Raw genomic sequence first — 1,118 nt, 5'->3', positions numbered from 1 at the left:
CGCGACGTGCATCACTACACGGTGGTGTTCGAGGCGTACCCGGACGGCGGTTCTCTGATCGACCCGGAGCAGCTGGAATCCCGTGTGGCTCATTGGGCGAACTGGCTCACGCAGCTGGGCCACGATGAAGGCATCCGGGGCGCTCAGGTGTGCATCGAGTCCTCACCGGATTCAGGGTTCCGTGTGCGGAATCTGCTGGAGACGAACCGACGCGAGGGCGCACCCGAGTTCTCGGATGCGGTAGTGAACGAAATCCTCGAGACGCACACCGTGGGCGCGCCGCAGCTCGTCGCGCGCCTCTCGGTCACCTTCGACGGCCGGCGCATGGACGGCGGGAACAAGGATCGCGGCGTGGCCGAGATGGCGGAGGAGATCGGCAACAAGATCCCGGAGCTGACTGCGAACCTGGCGGGCACGGGCGCGGGCAACGTGCAGGTGTGCACGGCTCAGAACATCGTGGATTTCACGCGCGTTGCCTATGACCCCACCGTCGCCCCGATGGTGGAGGAGATGCAGGCCAACGGTGCGGGCACGGGCCTGTCCTGGGAGGAGGCCGGCCCCTCGTTCATGGTCGATGGATTCGACACGCTCCAGCACGACCGCGCGTTCTCGCGTTCGTGGACGATGTGGCAGGGCCCTAACGGGCACTTCCGTTCCAACGCGCTCTCGCGGATCGTGGAGCCCCAGGCGGACGTGCTTCGCAAGCGCGTCACGCTGCTCTACCGGCCCATCCCCTCGGCGCGGACCTCGGCGCTGGTGCAGCAGGAACAGAAGGATGCGGTGTGGGCGGGCTCGCAGTCGCGTTATGACGCGCGCGCCGCTCAGCGTCAGGCAGCGGCGGCGAAGACCGCCGCTGAGGAGGCTCAGGGTGCCGGCCTGGAGCGGTTCGGCCTGATCGTCACGGTCTCGGTGCGCGATAAGGAGGAGCTGCGGTTCTGGGATCGCCAGGTGCCCGCCTTGCTCACCCCGGCCAAGCTGCGCGTCCGCACGGCGCTGGCAAATCAGGCCGTGACGTTCCAGGCCGGTATGCCGCTGGGTCTCGTGCTGTCCGACCACATGCTGATCCCTGAAAGCATCCGAAAGGGGATGTGAGACATGAGCACCGACGAGATGACGGT

At 67.1% G+C, this 1,118-nt stretch carries 1 protein-coding gene; it reads left to right on the top strand.

Annotated elements, in window-relative coordinates:
* A partial coding sequence (locus ACFWJO_RS39170; protein WP_386872998.1) for an SCO6880 family protein occupies window positions 1-1,092 on the top strand: 1,092 nt, incomplete at its 5' end.
* Window positions 1,093-1,118: the final 26 nt, after the last annotated feature.

The sequence above is a fragment of the Streptomyces sp. NPDC127092 genome (assembly GCF_042722475.1).
In the GTDB taxonomy this organism is placed as follows: Bacteria; Actinomycetota; Actinomycetes; order Streptomycetales; family Streptomycetaceae; genus Streptomyces.
This window is presented reverse-complemented; position numbering and strand designations above follow the sequence as displayed.